This window comes from Methylobacterium sp. WL120, assembly GCF_008039465.1.
Lineage (GTDB): Bacteria > Pseudomonadota > Alphaproteobacteria > Rhizobiales > Beijerinckiaceae > Methylobacterium > Methylobacterium cerastii.
This window is the reverse complement of the sequence record NZ_VRUT01000330.1, coordinates 1-1,441: the sequence shown is the minus strand read 5'-3', so window position 1 is coordinate 1,441 and position 1,441 is coordinate 1. Positions and strand designations below refer to the sequence as shown.

The following is a 1,441-nucleotide window of genomic DNA, read 5'->3' as shown; positions in this document are numbered from 1 at the left end:
GAGGTGGACGGCCGCGCGCTCCGCCTCGGCAGCCGCCGGCTGATGGAGGAGGACGGCGTCGACCTGGCGCCCCTCGCAGACCGGGGCGAAGCCCTGGCGCGGGCGGGCCGCACGGTTTCCTGGATCTCGGAGGAGGAAGCCGGGGGGACCGCGCCCGCGCGGCTGCTCGGCCTGATCGCCTTCGGCGATGCGGTGAAACCCTCCGCGGCCGCTTCCATCGCGGCCCTCGGCCGGCGCGGCCTGCGCACGGTGATGCTCACCGGCGACAACCGGGGCAGCGCCGCCCGCGCGGCCGAGGCGCTCGGCCTCGACGAGGTGGTGGCCGAGCTTCTGCCCGAAGACAAGGCGGCCGCGATCCTCCGCCTGAAGGCGGGCGGGCGCCGCGTCGCCATGGTCGGCGACGGAGTCAACGACGCGCCGGCGCTCGCCGCCGCCGACGTAGGCATTGCCTTGAGCACCGGCACCGACGTCGCGATGCACGCGGCCGGCATTACGCTGATGCGCGGCGATCCGATGCTGGTCGCCGACGCGATCGAGATCGCGCGGCGGACCTATGCCAAGATTCGGCAGAACCTGTTCTGGGCGCTCGCCTACAACGTGGTCGGCATCCCGCTCGCGGCCTTCGGGCTGCTCAGCCCGGTGGTGGCGGGCGCAGCGATGGCGTTCTCCAGCGTCAGCGTCGTCGGGAACGCGCTGCTGCTGCGTCGCTGGCGCCCGGCCGGTGAGGTGCAACGATGATGACGATCGGCGAGGCCGCACGCGCCTCCGGCGTTTCGGCCAAGATGATCCGCTACTACGAGAGCACCGGCCTGATCGCAGAGGCCGCACGCTCGGAAGCCGGCTATCGGCACTATACCGAGGCCGGGATCCACACCCTGCGCTTCATCCGCCGCGCGCGCGACCTCGGCTTTACGGTGGAGCAGATCGGCACGCTGCTCGCCCTGTGGCGCGACCGGGACCGCGCCAGCGCCGACGTGAAGCGCATCGCGCTGGAGCACGTGGCAGCGCTGGAGCGTAAGGCCGAAGAGCTTCATGCCATGAGCCGGACGCTGACGGCTTTGGCCGCGCGCTGCCACGGCGACGCCCGGCCGGATTGTCCGATCATGGAGGATTTGGCGGAAACAGGCGCCGGCCCGGGCGCGCCCGTCGTGAAGGGTGCACCTGGCGGCCCCGCACGCTTCGGCCTGGGCCGGCCGGCACGCCGGCGCGGAAACGGATGAGGCGCGTTCCGCCTGGACCGGGTCTGACCTCAGCCTCACTGCCCAAACGCGACGAGCCCGCGCTGTCTTTCGACGGCGCGGGCTCGTTGTGGATGATATGAGGTTTGGTTGCGGGGACAGGATTTGAACCTGTGACCTTCAGGTTATGAGCCTGACGAGCTACCGGGCTGCTCCACCCCGCGCCAGGGTGATCGAGTGTCGTGTTGAGGGGATGTGTTGGC

At 71.4% G+C, this 1,441-nt stretch carries 2 protein-coding genes and 1 tRNA gene; 2 read left to right on the top strand and 1 reads right to left on the bottom strand.

Features of this window, described 5'->3' with window-relative positions; translation table 11 throughout:
* Both FV229_RS26820 and cueR read left to right on the top strand, forming a co-directional pair.
* Positions 1 to 738: HAD-IC family P-type ATPase (locus FV229_RS26820; protein ID WP_147754812.1), on the top strand; the 738-nt coding region annotated here is incomplete at its 5' end.
* Positions 738 to 1,220 carry a Cu(I)-responsive transcriptional regulator gene (gene cueR, locus FV229_RS26815; protein WP_147754813.1) on the top strand — a complete coding sequence of 161 codons (483 nt, stop codon included), beginning with the start codon at positions 738 to 740 and terminating at the stop codon, positions 1,218 to 1,220. The genes FV229_RS26820 and cueR, both read left to right, overlap by 1 nt.
* A 105-nt stretch (positions 1,221 to 1,325) precedes the next feature.
* Here cueR and FV229_RS26810 read toward each other — a convergent pair.
* Positions 1,326 to 1,402, bottom strand: a tRNA-Met gene (locus FV229_RS26810).
* Positions 1,403 to 1,441 lie beyond the last annotated feature (39 nt).